Genomic DNA, 19,638 nt, shown 5'->3' with positions numbered 1-19,638 from the left:
CTGGCGGGCGTTCAAATGAAAAAAGCCGCTGCACCGCGCGTTTGCGCACGGTACAGCGGCTTTTGCGCAATGTGGCGTCAGCGCACCGCGTTGATCGCGTCGCGCAGGCCCTTGGCGGCCTCGGCGGCTGCTTGGCGCCAGTCGTCGCCGCCGCTGGCGTAGATGATGGCGCGCGACGAGTTGATCATCATGCCGTTGCGCGCCGCGTTGGCGCCGGCATTGACCGTTGCCGTGATGTCGCCGCCCTGGGCGCCGATGCCCGGCACCAGCAGGGGCAGGGCGTCGCCGATGCGCTGGCGCACCGCGGCCAGTTCGTTGGGGAACGTGGCGCCCACCACCAGGCCGCACTGGCCATTGGCATTCCACTTGTCCGCCACCAGCCCTGCCACGTGCAGGTACAGGGGCTCGCCGTTGTCCATCTTCAGGAATTGCAGGTCCGAGCCGCCCGGGTTGGAGGTGCGGCACAGCACGATCACGCCGCGGTCGCGCCACGCCAGGTAGGGCTCGACCGAGTCCAGGCCCATGTACGGGCTCACGGTGAGGGCGTGGGCCTGGTAGCGCTCGTAGGCTTCGCGGGCGTAGTTTTCGGCGGTGGAGCCGATGTCGCCGCGCTTGGCGTCCAGCACGATGGGCAGGTCGGGGTGGTTGTCGCGGATGTGCTGGCACAGCGCTTCCAGCTGGTCTTCGGCGCGGTGCGCGGCGAAGTACGCGATCTGCGGCTTGAAGCTGCAGGCGTACGGCGCGGTGGCGTCGACGATGTCGCGGCAGAACTGGAAGATGGCGTCCGGCTTGTCCTGCAATTCGCGCGGGAAGCGCTGCGGGTCGGGATCCAGCCCGACTTGCAGGAGCGAGTTGCTGGTGGTCCAGGCGTGTTCGAGTTTTTGCAGGAAATTCATGGGATTCAGTGCAGTTTGACCCGCGGGCGCGTGCGCCGCATGAGCAGGCGAGCCAGGGCGAGGGAGACGGTACGCGAGGCGCCCAGCACCGCGCGGTGGTGCATCAGGTGCAGGCTCATGTACATCAGGCGCGCCAGTGTACCGCTTACGAACAGTCCCCGTCCGGCAAGCTTGCCCATCAGGCTGCCCACCCCGGCGTCCTGGCCCAGCGACACCAGCGATCCGTGGTCCTGGTAGACGTAGGGCTCGGTGGGCTCGGGGTTGTTGCGCAGCCGGGCCGTCAGCTTCTTGGTCAGGTAATCGGCCTGCTGGTGCGCGGCCTGGGCGCGGGCGGGTACGGTGCGGCCGTCGCGCCACGGCGCCGCGCAGCAGTCGCCCAGCGCCAGAATGTGCGGATCGGGCGTTTCGAGCCGCTCGTTGACTTCGATCTGCCCCAGCTTGTTCAGCGGCAATCCCAGGTTGGCCAAGAGCGCCGGGCCCTTGATGCCGGCGGCCCACATGCATAACTGCGCGGGAAACTCGCGGCCGTCGGCGGTGCGCACGGTGTTGTCCGTCACTTCGGACACACGGCATGAGGTCTCGACGCGGATGCCCAGTTCGGTCAGGCGCTTGGTCGCCGCCACCGAGATCTTCTCGGGCAGCGCGGACAGGATGCGCGGCGCGCCTTCGACCAGCGTGATCGCCAGGTCACGGTCGGCGCGGAAGTTCGGCAGGCCATAGGCGCTGACGACGTGACTGGCTTCGGTCAGTTCCACCGCCAGTTCGACGCCGGTGGCGCCGCCGCCCACGATCACCAGATCCAGCCGCGCGGACGGGTTGCGCACCTTGGCCTGGTCCACCAGCGCCATGGCCTTGAGCATGGTCAGGCGGAATTGCTCGGCGTTTTCGGTGGTGTCCAGCGTGACCGCATGCTCGGCCGCGCCCGGCGTGTTGAAGAAGTTGGAGGTGCTGCCCAGCGCCAGCACCAGCGTGTCGTACGCCAGTTCGCGGCGGGGCAGGACTTCCTGGCCCTGCGCGTCATTGACGGCGTCCACGGTGATGAGACGGCGTTCGCGGTCGACGCTTTCGAGCCGCCCCTGGGCGAACGAGAAGCCGTCCATGTGGGCCAGCATCAGGTAGGACAGGCCTTCCTGGTGAATATCCAGCGTGCCCGCCGCCGCTTCATGCAGCGAAGGCTTCCAGATGTGAAAAGGGCGGCTGTCGACCAGGGTGATGTATTGGCGGCCGTGGATCCGGCCCAGTTTGGCGGCCAGTTCAAGGCCGCCTGCGCCACCGCCGACGATGACGATGCGCTTGGAGGGTGCTGACGTCGATTGAGGCATCATGGCTCCCAGTATAAATAGAGTCGCATCCCCGTCGCGATGCGAACCCGTATCAGTGCATGACGAAACGGCTGATGGCCACCCCCACCCAGACCGTTCCGGCAAATATCAGCAGCAGCATCACCGCCGCGCTGCCCAGGTCCTTGGCCCGCCCCAAGAGGGGGTGGCGTTCGACCGACAGCGCATCGGCAAGCGCTTCGATGGCGGAATTAAGCAGTTCCGCCGCCAGCACCATGACCACCACGCCCACCAGGAAGAACACCTCGACCGTGGTGCGGCCCAGAAAGAATGCCGCCGGAATCATCAGCACGGCCAGCGCCAGTTCCTGGCGGAAGGCCGCCTCGTATTTGACGGCCGCCTTCAGGCCCTGCCAGGAATAGCGCAGCGCATTGAGGATACGGCGCGCGCCGCCGGTGCTCTTGAAGGGCGAGTGTTGCGGATCGTGGGTCATGGAATCGGATGAAAGCCGTGGTGGCGGCTTTTTAACAGATAAGGGTTGCCCGCGTGGCACATCCCGACGCGGATGGGCAAACCCTAATTGTGACCCAGCGTCGGGAGGCGCAGGATTCTGGTCAATTGGTAAGGCCACTTTACCTATATGCCGATTCAGACCATTGAACCTCGCCGCCTGTATCGCCAGATCGCCGATCAGCTTCGTCTGCTGATCGAGGCCGGCGAATTTCCGGCCGGCGCGCGCCTGCCGCCCGAGCGCGACCTAGCGCTGAAGCTGGGCGTGTCCCGGCCGTCGGTGCGGGAAGCGCTGATCGCGCTGGAGGTCGAAGGCTGGGTGGAAGTGCGCATGGGGTCGGGCGTGTACGTGCAAAGCCCGGGCGGCGCGCCGCGCGCCAGCCTGACCGCCGAAAGCCCGCTTGAAACCATCCGCGCCCGCCGCACCATCGAGAGCGAGCTGGCCGCGCAGGCGGCGCTCAATCCCGTGCCCGCGTTGGTGGAAGGCCTGCGCGAAGCCGTCGATGCGATGGAAGACGAGGCGCGGGCCGGCAGCGTGCCCATCCGCGGCGACCGGCTGTTCCATCTGCGTGTGGCGGAAATGGCCAACAACGCCGTGCTGGTGCGCGTGGTGGGCGAACTCTTTGACGAACGCCACAACCCGCTCTCCGTGAAGCTGGGCGATTACTTCGAAAATTCCGACAGCTGGGCCGTCGCCATCACCGAGCACCGCCGCGTCATCGACGCCATCGCGGCCGGTGACGAACAGGGCGCGCGGGCCGCCATGCGTGAACATCTTTCCTGCTCGTACGACCGCCTGATGGCCAGCTGGCCCGGTGCGGCCGAAGCCTTGCGCGCTGAATAGCAACAGGCCGCCGGTCCCTCCCGGGAGGCCGGCGGCAACTCGCAGTCGCAGTTGGTAGGTGCAGCTCCAGTAGGTGAACTCCATATGTAAAACATGACGCGAGGCCGCCGAGCCCGCCACCTCAAAGAGAGGAGACAACATGAAGCCAGGCAACGCCATCAAAGTGCTCTTTGCCGCCGTCGCGATCGCCGTCAGCGGCTCCGCGCTGGCGCAGACCAAACTGAAGTGGGCGCACGTCTACGAGACGTCCGAACCGTTCCATACCTCGTCGGTGTGGGCCGCGCAGGAGATCGAGAAGCGCACCAACGGCCGCTATCACATCGACGTCTATCCGGCCTCGCAACTGGGCAAGGAAAACGACATCAACCAGGGGCTGACGCTCGGCACGGTCGACATGATCATCTCCGGGTCCAGCTTCGCGGCCAAGAGCTTTCCGCGCATCGGGGTCACGTACTATCCCTACACCTTCCGCAGCCCGGAGCACCTGATCGCCTACACCAAGAGCGACATCTACAAGGAGCTCACCCAGGGCTACGACGAAAAGAGCGGCAACCACATTGTCGCGACCACCTACTACGGCACGCGCCAGACGACGTCCAACAAGCCGTTCACCAAGTGCAGCGAGATGAAGGGCCTGAAGATTCGCGTGCCGGACGTGGCCGCGTATCTGGCCATGCCGCGCGCCTGTGGCGCCAACACCGCGCCCATTGCCTTTGCCGAGGTCTATCTGGCCTTGCAGAACGGCACGGTCGAAGCCCAGGAAAACCCCCTGACCACCATCGAGGCCAAGAAGTTCTACGAGGTGCAGAAGAACATCATCCTCACCGGCCACATCGTCGATCACCTGAACACGGTGATCTCCGGCAAGCTCTGGAAGAGCCTGTCGGACGAGGACAAGAAGATCTTCGCCGAGGTCGCGCAGCAGGCCGCGGAAAAGGCCTCGGCCGAAGTGGCTGCGTCCGAAAAGAAGATGGTCGACGTCTTCAAACAGCGTGGCCTGACGGTGGCCGAGGTCAACATCGACGACTTCCGCAACACGGTGCTGGAGAAGGTGCCGTTCAAGCAATACGGCTACGAGAAGTCGGACTGGGAAAAGATCCAGGCGGTGAAGTGAACGCCGGCGCGGCGGGCCGCCACGTCGGTCCGCCGCGCCCGATCTGATCGCCACACCGATCCCGCACGAGGGGAGATTCCATGCACTCCAACGCGAAGGCCGCGCCGATGGCGGCCGTCAGCCATCCGCCGGACAAGCCGCCCAGCGCCCATCACGTTTCCTCGGTGGACGAGATCGTCCAGAGCTTCGAGGAGGCCGATCATCACGTGGTCAGCCTGGCCGGCTACCAGCCGGAAGACTGGATTTGCCTGGCCATGTTCTGGGCGATGGCGCTGCTGGTGTTCCTGCAGTTCTTTTCCCGCTACGTCCTGAACGACTCGTACGCCTGGACCGAGGAGCTGGCGGTGTATTGCCTGATCGGCGTGGTGTTCTTGGGATCCGCGATGTGCGTGCGCGCGTGCCGCCATATCCAGGTGGACTTCCTGTACCGCTACCTGCCCAAGCCTGCCGGCCGCGTGCTGTCCACGCTGATCGATATCCTGCGCACCGCGTTCTTCGGCTATGCCGTGTGGCTGACGTACCGCTACATCGTGCTGGTCGGCGACGAGCCCATGACGACGCTGTTCTGGAACAAGGCGTACGTCTACTGGGTGGCGCTGGCGGGCTTCGTCATGATGTTCTTGCGGTCGCTGCAGGTGTCCGTGCAGAACTGGCGGCAGGGCTACTCCATCCTGGAGAACCCCGCGGCCTATGAGTCGCTGGACTGAATTCCCGAATCCGCAGTGCCTTTGCCAGGAGCGAACATGGGCACCCTGATTGGAACCTTTCTGCTGTTGATGATCATGGGGCTGCCGGTGGCGGTCTCGATGGCGGGCGCATCCCTGCTGTACATCCTGATTTCCGGCAGCGTGCCGGACGTTGTCATCGCGCAGCGCATGATTGCGGGCGTCGAGTCGTTTCCGCTGCTGGCCGTGCCGTTTTTCATCCTGGCCGGCAACCTGATGAACATCGCGGGCATCACGGGCCGCATCTACAACTTTGCCGTCGCGCTGGTGGGCTGGATGCGCGGCGGGTTGGGGCAGGTGAACATCATCGGCTCGGTGGTGTTTGCCGGCATGTCCGGCACCGCCATCGCCGACGCCGCGGGCCTGGGCACCATCGAGATCAAGGCTATGAAGGACCACGGCTACCAGACCGAGTTCGCGGTCGGGGTGACGGCCGCGTCGGCGACGCTGGGCCCCATCATTCCGCCGTCGCTGCCGTTCGTGATCTACGGCATGATGGCCAACGTGTCGATCGGTTCGCTGTTCCTGGCAGGCCTGATTCCCGGCCTGGTGCTGACCATCCTGATGATGCTTACCGTGGCGTACTACGCACGCCGCAACAACTGGGGCGGCGACGTGGCCTTCAACTGGAAACGGCTGGGCGCCGCGGGGCTGGAAGTGCTGATCGTGCTGGCGTTCCCGATGTCGATCTGGCTGATGACGCTGGCGGGCGTGTCGCCCAACGTGGCCACCGGCATCTCGTTCGCGGCTTTGCTGCTGCTGGACTGGAAGTTCAACTTTTCGGCCGTGATGGCGCTGATGGCGCCGGTGATCCTGATCGGCGGCATGACGCTGGGCTGGTTCACGCCCACGGAAGCCGCGGTGGCGGCCGTGATCTGGGCGCTATTTTTGGGACTGGTGCGCTATCGCTCCATGACGTTGCGCACGCTGGCCAAGGCGTCGTTCGACACCATCGAGACCACCGCGTCGGTCCTGTTCATCGTGACGGCAGCCTCGGTGTTCGCCTGGCTGCTGACCACGACGCAGGCCGCGCAGGCGCTCACCGACGCCATCCTGAGCGTGACGCAGAACAAGTGGGTGTTCCTGCTGATGGCGAACGTGCTGATCCTGATCGTCGGCTGCTTCATCGACACCATCGCGGCCATCACCATCCTCGTGCCCATCCTGCTGCCCATCGTGCTGAAGCTGGGCATCGACCCGATCCATTTCGGGCTCATCATGACGCTGAACCTGATGATCGGCCTGCTGCATCCGCCAATGGGCATGGTGCTCTTCGTGCTGGCGCGGGTGGCCAAGCTGTCGGTCGAGCGCACCACGATGGCCATCCTGCCGTGGCTCGTGCCGCTGTTCGTGGCGCTGATCGCCATCACCTACATTCCTTCGATCACCCTGTGGCTGCCCACCGTAATGGGCATGACCGGCAAATAAGGACGCACGCCCATGTCAGCAAGACTGCAAGGCAAGACCGCCATCGTCACCGCCGCAGGGCAGGGCATCGGCCGCGCCGTGGCCCTGGCCTACGCGCACGAGGGCGCCGATGTGCTGGCCGTGGACCTGAACGGCGCCGCGCTGGAGTCGCTGTCCGGCTGCCGCACGCACGTGCTGGACGTAACCGACGCCCGCGCCGTGCGCGCGCTGGCCCAGGATGCGGGCGGGGTGGACGTGCTGTTCAATGGCGCGGGTTTCGTGCATGCCGGCACCATCCTGGATTGCGACGAAGACGCCTGGGATTTCTCGTTCAACCTGAACGTGCGATCCATGTACCTGCTGATCCGTGCCTGCCTGCCGGCGATGCTGGCGCGCGGCGCGGGGTCCATCGTCAACATGGCGTCCGTGGCGGGCAGCATTAAGGGCGCGCCCAACCGCTGCGCCTACGGCGCCACCAAGGCAGCCGTCATCGGCCTGACCAAGGCGGTCGCTGCCGACTACGTGGGGCAGGGCATCCGCTGCAACGCGATCTGCCCCGGCACGGTGGAGTCGCCGTCCCTGCGCCAGCGCATCGACGCGCAGGCGCTGGCCAGCGGCCAGTCCGTCGCGGCGGTCGAAGCCGCCTTCACCGCGCGCCAGCCAATGGGCCGGATCGGCCGCGCCGAAGAGATCGCCGCGCTGGCGGTGTATCTTGCCAGCGACGAATCCGCCTTCACCACCGGCACCGCGCAGGTGATCGACGGCGGCTGGTCCAATTGAATTCTTCTTTTCCAGCAACCAGGAAACCGCTATGAAACTGATGCGCTATGGCGCCAAGGGCTCGGAAAAGCCCGCCTTGATCGACGCAGAGGGCCAGGTCCGCGACCTGTCGTCCGTCATTTCCGACATTACCGCCGAGTCGCTCGTGCCCGCCAAGCTGGCGCAGTTGCGCGCGCTGGATCCGGCGTCGCTGCCGCTTGTTGCGCAGCCCGGCCGCGTGGCGCCGCCGTGGCGCGGCATGGGTAAGTTCATCTGCATCGGACTGAATTACGCCGACCATGCCGCCGAGTCCGGACTGCCGGTGCCGGCCGAACCTGTCGTCTTCATGAAGACGACGTCGGCCGTGGTGGGCTGCAACGATCCGGTCGTGCTGCCGCAGGAATCGGTCAAGACCGACTGGGAAGTCGAGCTGGGCGTGGTGATCGGCGAGAAGGCCCGCTATGTCAGCGAGGCCGACGCCATGAAGCACGTGGCCGGTTACTGCGTGGTGAACGACGTGTCCGAGCGCGAATACCAGATCGAACGCGGCGGCACGTGGGACAAGGGCAAGGGCTGCGATACCTTCGGCCCCATCGGTCCTTGGCTGGTCACGGCCGACGAAGTCCCCAATCCGCAGGACCTGGAGATGTGGCTTGAGGTCAACGGCAAGCGCTACCAGAACGGCAGCACCCGCACGATGGTATTCGGCGTGGCGCAGCTGGTGTCGTACGTCAGCCGCTTCATGACGCTGTACCCGGGGGACCTCATCAGCACCGGCACGCCGCCCGGCGTGGGCATGGGCCAGAAGCCCGCGCCTGTCTACCTGAAGGCGGGCGACGAAATGAAACTGGGCATCGCGGGCCTGGGCGAACAACGCCAGCGCGTCCATGCCTGGGATCCCGCCCTGATCGACGGCTGATCCGCAAGGCCCCCCTGTATTCCGGAGTTCTCATGTCGCAGACCGATACGGCAGTCATCCGCATTCACCCGGCGGACAACGTGGTGATCGCCAGACGCCAGCTTGTCAGCGGCACGAGGCTGGAAGGCGAGGGGGTGACCATCGTGGGGCTGGTGCCGCCGGGCCACAAGGTGGCGGTTCGCGCCATCGCGGCCGGCGAGCCAGTGCGCCGCTACAACCAGATCATCGGCGTGGCGCGGCAGGACATTACGCCCGGCCAGCACGTCCATACCCAGAATCTGGAGTTCTCGGATTTCGAGCGCGACTATGCCGTGGGGCAAGATGCGCGGCCCACCGACTACGTGGGGGCGCCGGCCATGTTCGACGGCATCGTGCGCGCCGACGGCCGCATCGCCACGCGCAACTACATCGGCATCCTGACCAGCGTGAACTGTTCGGCGACGGTGGCGCGCGCCATCGCCGATCACTTCCGCCGCGACATCCGGCCCGAGGCGCTGGCCGCCTGTCCGAACGTGGACGGCGTGGTGGCGCTGACGCATGGCGCGGGCTGCGCCACCGGCAGCGACGGCGAACCACTGCGCGTGCTGCGGCGTACGCTGGGCGGCTACGCCCGGCATGCCAACTTCGGCGGCCTGATGGTCGTGGGACTGGGCTGCGAGACCAACCAGATCGGCGGGCTGATGGAGCAGGAGCATCTGCGCGAAAGCGGAATGCTGCACACGTTCAACATCCAGGACACCGGCGGCACGCGCAAGACGGTGGCGCGCGGCATCGAACTGGTCGAGCGCATGCTGGACCAGGCCAATCGCGTCGAGCGCCAGGCCGTGCCCGCCAGCCACCTGACCGTGGGTTTGCAGTGCGGCGGTTCGGACGGCTATTCCGGCATCAGCGCCAATCCGGCGCTGGGCGCCGCGGTGGACCTGCTGGTGCGCCACGGCGGCACGGCCATCCTGTCCGAGACGCCGGAAATCTACGGCGGCGAGCACCTGCTGACGCGCCGCGCGCAATCGCCCGCGGTGGCGAAAAAGCTGCTGGCGCGCGTGCGCTGGTGGGAAGACTACTGCGCCCGCAACGATGCCGAGATGGACAACAACCCCTCGGCCGGCAACAAGGCGGGCGGCCTGACCACCATCCTGGAAAAGTCTTTGGGCGCCATCGCCAAGAGCGGCACGACCAATCTCACCGACGTCTACGAGTACGCCGAGCCCGTGCATACGCGCGGGCTGGTCTTCATGGACACCCCGGGCTATGACCCGGTCTCGGCCACCGGGCAGGTGGCCGGGGGCGCCAATCTGATCTGCTTTACCACCGGCCGTGGCTCCGCCTATGGCTGCGCGCCCGCGCCGTCGCTCAAGCTGTCCACCAACACGGCACTGTGGCAGCGCCAGTCCGACGATATCGACATCAATTGCGGCGAAGTCGTCGACGGCGCGCAAAGCGTGGCGCAGATGGGCGAGCGCATTTTCCAGCTTATGCTGCAGACGGCGTCGGGCCGGCGCACCCGCAGCGAGACGCACGGCTACGGACAAAATGAATTCGTCCCGTGGCAACTGGGCGCGGTGATGTAGCGAAGACGGCTCGGGGCATGCTATACCCTGGCGTCTCCCCTTTTAGGCATAGCGCACCCATGCTTGAACGTTTGAATTCGGAGTCATTGCCGCGTCTGCCCGCCGACGTTGAAAAGCCCAGCTACGACCGTAGCCGGCTGACGCCGGGCATCGTCCATCTGGGGCTGGGCGCCTTTCACCGGGCGCATCAGGCGTTTGTCACCGATCAGGCCATGCAAGCCAGCGGCGACCTCACCTGGGGCATTCTGGGCGTCTCGCTGCGCCACTCCGCCACCCGCGATGCGCTAACGCCCCAGGACGGGCTGTACACGCTGGCCGTGCGCGACGCAGGTCCCGACGGCCAGGACCGCGAACACCTGCGTATCGTGGGATCCGTGCTGCGCGTGATGGTGGCCGAGGAAGACCCCAACGCCGTCCTCGAACGCATCGCGTATCCGCAGACCCGCATCGTCAGCCTGACCGTGACGGAAAAGGGCTACAGCCACGAACCGGCCACGGGGCATCTGCGCTGGGACGATCCGGACATCGTGCACGATCTGGAAAACCCCATCCGGCCCCGCAGCACCATCGGCATCCTGGTCTACGGCCTGGCGCTGCGCCGCGAGCGCGACCTGCCGCCGATCACGCTGTTGTCGTGCGACAACCTGCGCGGTAACGGCGACACGCTGCGCAGCCTGGTGCTGGCCTTTGCGCTGCGCGTCGACGTGACCCTGGCCGACTGGATCGACCGCCACTGCACGTTTCCGAATTCCATGGTCGACCGCATCGTGCCGGCCACCGAAGACCAGGACCGCCGGCGGATCGCCGAACGCCTGGGCGTCGAGGATGCCTGGCCCGTGCTGGGCGAGCCCTATCTGAACTGGGTGATCGAAGACCGGTTCGCCGCCGGCCGCCCCGCCTGGGACGCGTACGGGGGCGCCACCTTCGTGCGCAATGCGGCGCCCTACGAGCGTTTGAAACTGCGCATGGTCAGCGGGCCGCATTCGGCGCTGGCCTACCTGGGCGCGACGCTGGGACTGCATACGGTGGCCGATGCCGCCAACACGCCCGCCCTGCGGGCGTTCGTCGACGCCATGATGCGCGAAGAGATCGCCCCGACCCTGCGCGGCATTCCCGACACGGGGCTGGTGGAATACCGTCTGCGGTTTCTGGAACGGATCTCCAACCCCGCGCTGCCGCATCCGCTGTCGCAGATCGCCATGGACGGATCGCAGAAGCTGCCCCAGCGCCTGCTGGACACCATCCGCGACCGGCTGCGTGCCGGCCACGGCATCGATCGTCTGTGCCTGGCGGTCGCCGCATGGCTGAACTACCTGCGCGGCGAGGACGAGCAGGGCAGCGCCTACCCCATCCAGGACCCCATTGCCGCGCGTCTTGACCGCCTGCTGGCGCGCGCGGAGGTGGCCGCGCATGCCGCCATGCCCTCGCAGGCGGCGCAGCGGCGCGCGACGGTCCTGGCGCGCTTCAAACCGGTGTTCGGCGACCTGGGCACTTCGGCCGAGTTCGTGGGCGCCCTGACCAAGCATCTGGAAGCGCTGCGCGAGCACGGTGTGATCCATGCCGTGCAGGCTGCCACCTAGGAGACAGGACATGAACGCCGACCGCCGCGTGACCGCCACCAACTGGGAACGCTGGGGCACGGCGTGCCTGCTGGCGCAGGATTTTCCGGCGGATGACGCGCGCTGTCTGGCGCAAAGCCTGGCGCAGACCAGCCTGTGGGGCATCGATTCGCACGGCATCGCGCGCCTGCCGCATTACCTGAACCGCGTGGCGCATGGCTCGATCCTGGCGCGCCCGGACATCCGCGTCGACCGGACGGGGCCGGGAGCCGCCCAGGTGCATGGCGGCCGGGGGCAGGGCATCGTGGTGGCCCATCGGGCCAACGCGCTGGCAATCGACCTGGCGCGCGAGGCTGGGGTGGCGGCGGTGGGCGTCAGCGACTCGTCTCATTGCGGGGCGATCGGCCTGTACAGCCGCGCGGCCGCCCGGCAAGGTCTCATCGGCATCGCCTTCACGCATTCCGATTCCATCGCCGCACCCTTCGGCGGCCACGAACCCTTTTTCGGCACCAATCCCATTTCGCTTGCCTTTCCGCGTGCGGGCGGACAGCCGCTCTGCCTGGACATGGCGACAACCGCCATTCCGTGGAACCGCGTCATGAACGCGCGGCGCGACGGCGCGGCGCTGCCGCCGGGCGTGGCGCTGGACGGGCGGGGCGACGACTCCACCGATGCGCAGGCCGCGCGCGCCCTGCGTCCGCTGGGCGGCGAGGAATACGGCTACAAGGGCTATGGCCTGGCAATGATGATCGAGCTGCTGTGCGGACCGCTGAACGGCAACCCTCACGGCCCGCACATCTCGCCCATGTATGACGCGTTGGACCGGCCGCGCGAACTGGGCGCTTTCTTCATCGTCATCGATCCGGCGCGCTTCGCGGGGGGCGCGGCCCTGGCGTCGGTGGTGGCGGGACTGGCGATGGAGCTATCCGAAGCGCCCGGCAAGCCTCGCATGCCTGGCGACCCGGAGGCCACGCACGAAGCGGAACGCCAACGCCTCGGCTTGCCCGTGCCGCCGGCGCTTTGGCACGAGATGCAGGTCTGGAGCGACCGGCTTGGCGCGGCACTGCCACCCTTGCATCAGACGCGGCAGGCGTGACGCCCGAAGGTCAGGCGTCGGTCGGGGGCGTCTGCACGGGCGAGTGGGCGGGCGGCTGCGTGGGCGATTGCGTGGGCGTTTGCGCGGGCGATTGAACCGGCGGTTCGGCGGACGGCGTGCGCGGCCGCTCCACCTTGCCAAAGCGCAGCGCAAACTGGCGCGTGAAGACCGCGCCAAAGAAGAAGATCTGCGCCGAATACCAGATCCACAGCAGCAGCGCGATCAGCGACCCGGCCGCGCCATACGCCGACACCGCCGCGCCGCGGCTCAGGTACAGCCCGATGCCCCATTTACCCAGCAGGAACAGCCCGGCGGTCACGATGGCGCCAGGTATCACGTCCTGCCACGAGATCTTGGCGCTGGGCAGCAGCTTGAAGATCACTGCAAATAGCGCCGCCACCACCGAAAACGAAAAAAGATTAGACGCCCAATCGGCCACGATCGAGAACGTCGAGTTGGCCCACAGCGAGCCATAGATGCCCCTGGCCGCCGCGAGCGCCGCGTTCACGGTCAGCGACACCAGCAGGAACAGCGCCAGCACCAGCACCAGGCCGAACGACAGCAGACGGCTGCGCACCAGTCCGTGCAGGCCGCTCTTCTGGTTGGCCCTCACGTCCCACAATTCGTCCAGGCTGGCCTGCAGCTCGGCAAAGGCCGTGGTCGCGCTGAAGATCAGCACGCAGATCGACACCAGCGCCGCCATCCAGCCGCCGCCCGATTCGTGGGCGCTGGCCAGCACGGTCTGGATCACCTCGGCCCCGCGATCGCCGATCAGGTCGCGCAATTGCGCAAAGAGCTCGGAGCGAACCGCTTCCTCCCCGAAGAAGGCGCCTGCCACCGCGATCACCAGCAGCAGCATCGGCGCCAACGAAAACACCATGTACAGCGCCAGCGCGGCACCCTTGCTGGACGCGCGATGACTGGACCACTGTTTGGCCGAGTCGACCAGCAGGCCGCTGATCTGGGAGGGGCGCAGGATACGCAGCACGTTTCTGGGCAGTCGCATGGGCGGATTCTCGGTGAGGCGAACCTTCATTGTAGGGACGCATGCAAGCCCCAGATACGGGCAGATTGTTGGCAAACGTTTGCCAACCCCGGGAAATCCGGCGCCGCTGAAACAACACGCAAAGATATCCGGCCGGACAAAAGAAAAACCCCCGGGGCGAAGGACCGGGGGTTTTTGGATACTGCGTTCCCCGGCCGAAGCCGGGGAGGCCTTGCAAGAACAGCGGGACTTAGAAGTCCATGCCGCCCATGCCGCCCATGCCGCCGGGCATGGCCGGAGCAGCGGGCTTGTCTTCAGCCAGTTCAACAACGGCGGCTTCGGCCGTCAGCAGCAGGCTGGCGACGGAGGCAGCGTTTTGCAGGGCGGTGCGGGTCACCTTGGTGGGATCCAGCACGCCTTGCTCGACCAGGTCGGTGTACTCGCCGGTCGCGGCGTTGTAGCCGTAGTTGCCCTTGCCGTTCAGCACGTTGCTGACCACGACGCTGGCTTCTTCGCCGGCGTTCGTGACGATGGTGCGCAGGGGCTCTTCCACAGCGCGCAGGATCAGCTTGATGCCGGCGTTCTGGTCAGGCGTGTCGCCCTTCAGGTCAGCGATGGCTTGCTTGGCGCGCAGCAGCGCAACGCCGCCACCAGCCACAACGCCTTCTTCCACTGCAGCGCGGGTGGCGTGCAGGGCGTCTTCGACGCGAGCCTTCTTTTCCTTCATTTCGACTTCGGTGGCAGCGCCAACGCGAATCACGGCAACGCCGCCGGCCAGCTTGGCCACGCGTTCTTGCAGCTTTTCACGGTCGTAGTCGGACGTGGCTTCTTCGATCTGCACGCGCACTTGCTTGACGCGGGCTTCGATGGACTTGCTGTCGCCAGCGCCGTCGATGACCGTGGTGTTTTCCTTGCCCACTTCGATGCGCTTGGCTTGGCCCAGCTCAGCCAGCGTGGCCTTTTCCAGCGACATGCCGGTTTCTTCGGAGATCACCGTGCCGCCCGTCAGGATGGCGATGTCTTCCAGCATGGCCTTGCGGCGGTCGCCGAAGCCAGGCGCCTTGACGGCGGTGGTCTTCAGGATGCCACGGATGTTGTTCACAACCAGGGTGGCCAGCGCTTCGCCTTCGACGTCTTCCGCGATGATCAGCAGGGGACGGCTCGACTTGGCGACTTGTTCCAGCACGGGCAGCAGGTCGCGGATGTTGCTGATCTTCTTGTCGAAGATCAGGACATACGGGTCTTCCAGGACGGCGACTTGCTTGTCCGGGTTGTTGATGAAGTAGGGCGACAGGTAGCCGCGGTCGAATTGCATGCCTTCGACGACGTCCAGCTCGTTTTCCAGCGACTTGCCGTCTTCGACGGTGATGACGCCTTCCTTGCCAACCTTGTCCATCGCGTCAGCGATGATCTGGCCGATGGAGGAATCGCTGTTGGCCGAGATGGAACCGACTTGGGCGATTTCCTTGCTGGTCGTGACCGGCTTGGATTGCTTTTGCAGTTCGGCGACGGCAGCGGCGACAGCCTTGTCGATGCCGCGCTTCAGGTCGATGGGGTTGAAACCGGCGGCAACGTACTTCAGGCCTTCCTGAACGATGGCCTGGGCCAGCACGGTCGCGGTCGTGGTGCCGTCACCGGCGTTGTCGGAGGTCTTGGACGCGACGTCCTTGACGAGTTGGGCGCCGATGTTTTCGAACTTGTCCTTCAGTTCGATTTCCTTGGCGACGGACACGCCGTCCTTGGTCACGGTCGGGGCGCCGAACGAGCGCTCCAGCACGACGTTGCGACCCTTGGGGCCCAGGGTGGTCTTGACAGCGTTGGCGAGAACGTTCACGCCACGGACGATGCGCACACGGGCGTCATCACCGAACAATACTTGCTTGGCAGCCATGTCTTAGCTTCCTTCGAAAATTCGTTTGAGGCAGGGTTTACTGGACCACGGCGAGGATTTCGTCCTCGCGGATGACGAGCAGTTCTTCGCCATCAACCTTCACGGACTGGCCGGCGTACTTGCCGAACAGAACCTTGTCACCAGCCTTCAGGTCAACCGGCAGGATCTTGCCGTCTTCGGTCTTCTTGCCGGGGCCGACGGCCACGACTTCACCCTGGTCGGGCTTTTCAGCGGCGCTGTCCGGGATGACGATGCCCGAGGCAGTCTTGCGCTCGTTTTCGAGGCGTTTGACGATCACGCGATCGCCCAGGGGACGCAAGGCCATGAGGAACTCCTGTTAACTAAAAGTAAGTGAATGGTCGGTTTGCCCCGGGAGGTGTTAGCACTCACCGGTGTCGAGTGCTAATTATAGGGATGAAGTTCTGACGTTCAAGGGGGGGAGGTGCGCTGTTACATATTGGTGTCGCAGACGGCGACGCTTAATCGCTTACCGAGACTGGTGTCGAAGTTCATTGAACTTGAGAATTGGTTCACTCACCTTGGAGGCTCAGAAATGTGTCGACGCCCGGTTCATGCGGGCTGCGGCGAGATTCGGAGGCCAAAGTGAAAAATTGAGCCGTTCAGGAGCCCAGGAACGGCGTTGACCAGCATGGCTACCTTTGGTTCATTCAAGTTTTCTTCTTACCCAAAAGGTTCATTCAACATGAATTTTTGCCAAAAAAGTTCATTTAAGTTGTCTGTCGGACAATAGCCGTGCCTCTCTTTGGACTCTAAGACGCTCCGGTTGAGTGCAACCTCTACCTCACGCACCCGCGCTGCAGACCTTCATCGAAAGTGCAAGGTTAGTCAACATGAGATCGAACAACACGTCGATCCAGCGAAGGGATGCGCTCCGGCAACGTCGGAGACCAGCCTTGAATTGCCAATCAAGCGCTCTATAAGTTCCTCTGCAGTCTACTTGGATGTGGCGTTCATGCTGCACCATCAGGTCCCCGGTAAGGCGAAGTGCAATACCTGCGTCTTGGATGCTCCAAGCCAGGTGAATAGAGCACGGATGAGTTTCGAGTCCCTTGTGGCGAACATAGCGGAACTTGCGGACCACGGGTGACAAGCTGTTGCGCTGGCGCAGCATTGCTCTGGGTCATAACAAAAGGACAGTGTGTCCACCGATCTGGACACACTGAACATCGCTTCTCAGTGCGATAAGCCCGGCGTGGTCGTTGCCCATCGGCGATGCTGAGGCGAGGGTAAATCGAGTTGTCGAAGAGAATTAATCGACGATGTCTCCGCTCACGATCACAGGTCCAAAAAATATGCCCAATTGGAAGGTCTACGGCTGCGATAGCTAAATCGAATTGAAATGGATTTCAAAGAATCTTCGGCTTTGACTGATTTGCGGCTGGTCAGACTCCATTATCCCCGCCGATTCGAATTAAATTTCGCCACGGAGGCGCTGCGGCGGGCATATCTTTTTTGTATGGGCTGATGGGGTCTATTGATTTGACGGTTTGGCGTGCGGCGCCGGACACTATCCGTAAATCAATTGGACCTTAAGATCATGGAATCGAAAATTAGTCGCCGCTTGAAAGAACCACTCGCTCCCGAAGTGGTGAAGTATATTTTTCTGCCGCGACTTAATCGTGAATTTTTCACAAATTTTGAATTGCTGAATGACATCAACAATGCTCACTTGTTGATGCTCGCGAAGAAAGAGATTCTCGATCAGTCGTCGAGTCAGAGACTGGCACAAGCGTTGGTGAGAATGCAGGAGGAGGGGCCCAATGCGGTGACACTTGACCCAGCGCGGGAAGAAGCCTATTTCAATTATGAAGCGCACCTGATCCAATTGGTTGGCGCCGACCTGGGGGGGCGCTTGCACACTGCACGTAGTCGCAATGACATGGGTGCGACAATCGATCGCATCCGCATTCGTGATTTCGCTATGCGAATCTCTGCTGCGCTGCTAGATCTGTGCCAGATTGCTCTGCAGCAAGCGGAGCGCTACTCGTCCTATGTAATGCCTGGCTACACCCATATGCAGGCAGCACAACCCATTACCTATGGCTATTACTTGTCGGCGGTGGTCGACGCGTGGATACGCGACGTGGACCGTCTCCTTCATGTTTTGAAGAGTACCGACGGTTGCCCTTTGGGTGCTTGCGCATTGGCGGGTACGTCGTTTCCGATCGATCGGACGATGACGAGCGAGTTGCTCGGGTTCAGTCGCCCATTGGGAAGCGCGCTCGACAGCGTCGCCTCACGGGATTTCGCGCTGGAGATGAGTGCAACGCTCTCCATCATGATGATTGCTTTCAGCCGGATGGTGCAGGACCTTTATATCTGGTCAACGCCGGAATTTGGATACATTACCTTTCCGGATAGTATCGCCAGCACTTCAAGCATCATGCCGCAGAAAAAAAATCCGGCCGTCCTCGAGTTTCTACGTGGAAAAGCGGGGCATTTGATCGGATTGACGTCTGCGGCGTTCAGTACTGTGAAATCCACCCATTTCACCCATTCAGGGGATAGCAGCCGCGAAAGCACAAGAACGTGTTTTGAAGCATGCGAAGAAGCGCTCAAGTGTTTGGAACTGATGAGGCTTTTGGTGGAGAAGGTTGTGCCCAATGAGCGGCATATGGCTTCCCGTGCTGCAGAAGATTTCTCCACGGTGACCGACTTGGCTGACCTTTTGGTGCGAAATTCAAATATATCGTTCCGTGATGCACATCACATTATCGGTGCAGTCGTTCGTGAATCCTTGGATACCGGCATTGGTGCCCAAGACATATCCGTCACCGCCATCAAAGCCACAGCTTCGGAGCAGTTGGGACGGTCAATCGAGATATCTGAAGATGAGCTTCGCGAGTGTCTCGATCCCACGCTGAACGTGGCCGCACGAAAAGCACAAGGTGGGCCGGCGCCGACTACCGTAATAGAGCACATTCATGAGCAGCAGCGGCACATGGAGGCTCTGAGTGGCGCTATCGAAGTCATCGAAAGCCGCGTTGTCCGGGCTCAGGCCAAGCTGCATGCCGATATTCGGACGCTCGCAAAATCCGTTCCGACGGCTGCCATGTCAGCTCTGGACTAATCACTCTTCGGGAAAATGAAAATGTGGAAACGACTAGCCATCGCCGCAGTAGCGATATGCATTACCCCTGTCACCCAAGCAGATTCTTCGTATCCCACAAAGCCAGTCACTTTGGTCGTGCCTTTCGCTCCTGGCGGAACGGTAAATCTCATGGGACGTCTGGTCGCGGTTCGGCTTGGTGAAGTGTTGGATCAGCCTGTGATTGTCGAAAACAAGGGAGGTGCCGGGGGGGCAATCGGGGCCAGTTTCGTCGCCAAGTCTCCTCCTGACGGGTATACGCTTCTGTTGGCGACGATGGGTCAACAATCTATCCAACCCGCGATTTCGAAGAAGCTGAACTACGACGCTCAAAAGGATTTTGTGCCGGTCGCGTTATTTGCTACTGTGCCGAATGTTTTAGCCGTGTCGCCAGACCTGCCAGTGAGCAACCTCGAAGAGTTCATTAGGTACGCGAAAGCGAATCCTGGAAAGCTTAATATGGGGTCGGCCGGTGTCGGGTCGGTTAACCATATGACTGGCGAGCTGTTCTCATATCGGACAGGTGTGGAGTTTACTCATGTGCCTTATAAAGGCGCGGGGCCAGCGACAGCAGAACTTCTGGCCGGACAAATCCAGGTGCTTTTCGCAAACCTGCCTAATGTGTTGAGTCACGCCAAAGCCGGACGGGTAAAGCTATTGGGTATTGCCAGTGCGCAACGCAGCCCTTCGATTCCTGATGTGCCGACGTTTACTGAGTCGGGAGTGACGGGCGCTGATGTTGATTCTTGGTATGCATTTATGGCGCCGGCAAAGACACCGCCTGCTATCGTGCAGAAGCTGCAAAATGTGGTGGTTTCGATCGCCAGCGAGAAGGAGATGATCGCGCACCTCAAGGAACAGGGCGCGGAGCCATATCCAGGCTCCAGCCAGGATCTGATGAAGCTGTCAGAGCAAGAGTCCAGGCGATGGGCCGAAGTTATCAAACACAGCAAGATTGATATGAACTGATTTATCC

At 63.6% G+C, this 19,638-nt stretch carries 17 protein-coding genes; 11 read left to right on the top strand and 6 right to left on the bottom strand.

Translation table 11 applies throughout. From position 1 onward, the window contains the following. Nucleotides 1–77: 77 nt before the first annotated feature. Genes pyrF through LN047_RS24235 form a run of 3 tightly spaced genes read right to left on the bottom strand, consistent with a single transcriptional unit; the run spans nt 78 to nt 2,669 of the window. Nucleotides 78–896: an orotidine-5'-phosphate decarboxylase gene (gene pyrF / locus LN047_RS24245; protein ID WP_062839593.1), complete on the bottom strand. Its 819-nt coding sequence runs from the start codon at nt 894–896 to the stop codon at nt 78–80. A 5-nt stretch (nt 897–901) separates the two neighbouring features. Then, the gene (locus tag LN047_RS24240) at nt 902–2,221 is read right to left on the bottom strand and encodes an NAD(P)/FAD-dependent oxidoreductase (protein ID WP_373980439.1); all 1,320 of its coding nucleotides are present in this window, start codon (nt 2,219–2,221) and stop codon (nt 902–904) included. A 49-nt stretch (nt 2,222–2,270) separates the two neighbouring features. After that, the gene (locus tag LN047_RS24235; protein WP_056325453.1) at nt 2,271–2,669 is read right to left on the bottom strand and encodes a diacylglycerol kinase; all 399 of its coding nucleotides are present in this window, start codon (nt 2,667–2,669) and stop codon (nt 2,271–2,273) included. A 147-nt stretch (nt 2,670–2,816) separates the two neighbouring features. Between LN047_RS24235 and LN047_RS24230 the strand changes: the two genes are divergently transcribed. The 9 genes from LN047_RS24230 (at nt 2,817) to LN047_RS24190 (ending at nt 12,677) form a co-directional block, all read left to right on the top strand. Next, entirely contained in the window at nt 2,817–3,530 is a 714-nt protein-coding gene (locus LN047_RS24230) for a FadR/GntR family transcriptional regulator (RefSeq protein ID WP_056325456.1), read from the top strand. Nucleotides 3,531–3,669: 139 nt separating this feature from the next. Next, nucleotides 3,670–4,644 (top strand): sialic acid TRAP transporter substrate-binding protein SiaP, encoded by a 975-nt coding sequence (locus tag LN047_RS24225; protein ID WP_056325459.1) that lies wholly within the window; start codon nt 3,670–3,672, stop codon nt 4,642–4,644. An 80-nt stretch (nt 4,645–4,724) separates the two neighbouring features. Beyond that, nucleotides 4,725–5,351 carry a TRAP transporter small permease gene (locus LN047_RS24220; protein WP_373980438.1) on the top strand — a complete coding sequence of 209 codons (627 nt, stop codon included), beginning with the start codon at nt 4,725–4,727 and terminating at the stop codon, nt 5,349–5,351. A gap of 36 nt (nt 5,352–5,387) precedes the next feature. Next, on the top strand, nt 5,388–6,797 hold the full coding sequence (locus LN047_RS24215; protein WP_217619007.1) for a TRAP transporter large permease: 1,410 nt from the start codon (nt 5,388–5,390) through the stop codon (nt 6,795–6,797). A gap of 12 nt (nt 6,798–6,809) precedes the next feature. Then, nucleotides 6,810–7,556 (top strand): SDR family oxidoreductase, encoded by a 747-nt coding sequence (locus tag LN047_RS24210; protein ID WP_062839595.1) that lies wholly within the window; start codon nt 6,810–6,812, stop codon nt 7,554–7,556. A 31-nt stretch (nt 7,557–7,587) separates the two neighbouring features. After that, nucleotides 7,588–8,454 (top strand): fumarylacetoacetate hydrolase family protein, encoded by an 867-nt coding sequence (locus LN047_RS24205; protein WP_128828939.1) that lies wholly within the window; start codon nt 7,588–7,590, stop codon nt 8,452–8,454. A 32-nt stretch (nt 8,455–8,486) separates the two neighbouring features. After that, nucleotides 8,487–10,022, top strand: coding sequence for a UxaA family hydrolase (locus LN047_RS24200; RefSeq protein ID WP_373980437.1), 1,536 nt, complete (start codon nt 8,487–8,489; stop codon nt 10,020–10,022). Nucleotides 10,023–10,081: 59 nt separating this feature from the next. Further along, nucleotides 10,082–11,602: a mannitol dehydrogenase family protein gene (locus tag LN047_RS24195; RefSeq protein WP_373980436.1), complete on the top strand. Its 1,521-nt coding sequence runs from the start codon at nt 10,082–10,084 to the stop codon at nt 11,600–11,602. 10 nt (nt 11,603–11,612) lie between these two features. Then, nucleotides 11,613–12,677: an Ldh family oxidoreductase gene (locus LN047_RS24190; protein ID WP_373980435.1), complete on the top strand. Its 1,065-nt coding sequence runs from the start codon at nt 11,613–11,615 to the stop codon at nt 12,675–12,677. 10 nt (nt 12,678–12,687) lie between these two features. Here LN047_RS24190 and LN047_RS24185 read toward each other — a convergent pair whose 3' ends face one another. The 3 genes from LN047_RS24185 to groES all read right to left on the bottom strand — a co-directional run bounded on the left by LN047_RS24185 (nt 12,688) and on the right by groES (nt 15,878). Beyond that, the gene (locus LN047_RS24185) at nt 12,688–13,683 is read right to left on the bottom strand and encodes a YhjD/YihY/BrkB family envelope integrity protein (RefSeq protein ID WP_373980434.1); all 996 of its coding nucleotides are present in this window, start codon (nt 13,681–13,683) and stop codon (nt 12,688–12,690) included. A 229-nt stretch (nt 13,684–13,912) separates the two neighbouring features. Beyond that, nucleotides 13,913–15,553 carry a chaperonin GroEL gene (gene groL, locus LN047_RS24180; protein ID WP_056325479.1) on the bottom strand — a complete coding sequence of 547 codons (1,641 nt, stop codon included), beginning with the start codon at nt 15,551–15,553 and terminating at the stop codon, nt 13,913–13,915. Nucleotides 15,554–15,590: 37 nt separating this feature from the next. Further along, the gene (gene groES / locus LN047_RS24175) at nt 15,591–15,878 is read right to left on the bottom strand and encodes a co-chaperone GroES (protein ID WP_006221616.1); all 288 of its coding nucleotides are present in this window, start codon (nt 15,876–15,878) and stop codon (nt 15,591–15,593) included. Nucleotides 15,879–17,111: 1,233 nt separating this feature from the next. On the opposite strand from groES, the gene argH reads away from it, so the two are divergent. After that, entirely contained in the window at nt 17,112–18,644 is a 1,533-nt protein-coding gene (gene argH / locus LN047_RS24170) for an argininosuccinate lyase (protein ID WP_373980433.1), read from the top strand. A gap of 21 nt (nt 18,645–18,665) precedes the next feature. Beyond that, nucleotides 18,666–19,631 (top strand): Bug family tripartite tricarboxylate transporter substrate binding protein, encoded by a 966-nt coding sequence (locus tag LN047_RS24165; RefSeq protein ID WP_373980432.1) that lies wholly within the window; start codon nt 18,666–18,668, stop codon nt 19,629–19,631. The last annotated feature ends 7 nt before the right edge of the window (nt 19,632–19,638 follow it).

This window comes from Achromobacter sp. JD417 (assembly GCF_041879325.1).
Lineage (GTDB): Bacteria > Pseudomonadota > Gammaproteobacteria > Burkholderiales > Burkholderiaceae_B > Achromobacter > Achromobacter mucicolens.
Note: the sequence above shows the minus strand (reverse complement) of the source record. Positions and strands in the feature narration are given on the sequence as shown.

Bases quoted from the DNA above. Each gene is read 5' to 3' on its own strand.
- argH (WP_373980433.1), top strand. From the start codon at position 17,112: ATGGAATCGAAAATTAGTCGCCGCTTGAAAGAACCACTCGCTCCCGAA.
- LN047_RS24210 (WP_062839595.1), top strand. From the start codon at position 6,810: ATGTCAGCAAGACTGCAAGGCAAGACCGCCATCGTCACCGCCGCAGGG.
- LN047_RS24200 (WP_373980437.1), top strand. From the start codon at position 8,487: ATGTCGCAGACCGATACGGCAGTCATCCGCATTCACCCGGCGGACAAC.
- pyrF (WP_062839593.1), bottom strand. From the start codon at position 896: ATGAATTTCCTGCAAAAACTCGAACACGCCTGGACCACCAGCAACTCG.
- LN047_RS24240 (WP_373980439.1), bottom strand. From the start codon at position 2,221: ATGATGCCTCAATCGACGTCAGCACCCTCCAAGCGCATCGTCATCGTC.
- LN047_RS24205 (WP_128828939.1), top strand. From the start codon at position 7,588: ATGAAACTGATGCGCTATGGCGCCAAGGGCTCGGAAAAGCCCGCCTTG.
- LN047_RS24165 (WP_373980432.1), top strand. From the start codon at position 18,666: ATGTGGAAACGACTAGCCATCGCCGCAGTAGCGATATGCATTACCCCT.
- LN047_RS24230 (WP_056325456.1), top strand. From the start codon at position 2,817: ATGCCGATTCAGACCATTGAACCTCGCCGCCTGTATCGCCAGATCGCC.
- LN047_RS24220 (WP_373980438.1), top strand. From the start codon at position 4,725: ATGCACTCCAACGCGAAGGCCGCGCCGATGGCGGCCGTCAGCCATCCG.
- LN047_RS24185 (WP_373980434.1), bottom strand. From the start codon at position 13,683: ATGCGACTGCCCAGAAACGTGCTGCGTATCCTGCGCCCCTCCCAGATC.
- groES (WP_006221616.1), bottom strand. From the start codon at position 15,878: ATGGCCTTGCGTCCCCTGGGCGATCGCGTGATCGTCAAACGCCTCGAA.
- groL (WP_056325479.1), bottom strand. From the start codon at position 15,553: ATGGCTGCCAAGCAAGTATTGTTCGGTGATGACGCCCGTGTGCGCATC.
- LN047_RS24235 (WP_056325453.1), bottom strand. From the start codon at position 2,669: ATGACCCACGATCCGCAACACTCGCCCTTCAAGAGCACCGGCGGCGCG.
- LN047_RS24190 (WP_373980435.1), top strand. From the start codon at position 11,613: ATGAACGCCGACCGCCGCGTGACCGCCACCAACTGGGAACGCTGGGGC.
- LN047_RS24215 (WP_217619007.1), top strand. From the start codon at position 5,388: ATGGGCACCCTGATTGGAACCTTTCTGCTGTTGATGATCATGGGGCTG.
- LN047_RS24225 (WP_056325459.1), top strand. From the start codon at position 3,670: ATGAAGCCAGGCAACGCCATCAAAGTGCTCTTTGCCGCCGTCGCGATC.
- LN047_RS24195 (WP_373980436.1), top strand. From the start codon at position 10,082: ATGCTTGAACGTTTGAATTCGGAGTCATTGCCGCGTCTGCCCGCCGAC.